The 245-nt window shown below is 27.3% G+C and carries 1 protein-coding gene; it reads right to left on the bottom strand.

All coding sequences use genetic code 11. From position 1 onward, the window contains the following. Positions 1-245 (bottom strand): serine hydrolase (locus ACRHOZ_RS21250; protein WP_431130347.1); only part of this gene is annotated, 245 nt, incomplete at both ends.

Genomic DNA, 245 nt, shown 5'->3' with positions numbered 1-245 from the left:
GTAAATTGTTTAGTGATAGAACCTATTTCAAAAACATGATTAGGACGCATAGGAACATTTAATTCAACATTAGCAAGGCCAAAAGCTTTATTATATATGATTTTTCCATTTTTTGAAACCAAAATAGTAGCACCAGGAGTGTTTGCAGGATATTTTTTTTGCAATATACTATCGATAGTCGATTCTAAATTTTGAGCATAACTAATTGTTTGAAAATTTAAAAGGATAAAAGAAATAATAGCTAA

It is taken from the genome of Flagellimonas flava (assembly GCF_050617915.1).
GTDB lineage: Bacteria > Bacteroidota > Bacteroidia > Flavobacteriales > Flavobacteriaceae > Flagellimonas > Flagellimonas flava_A.
This window is presented reverse-complemented; position numbering and strand designations above follow the sequence as displayed.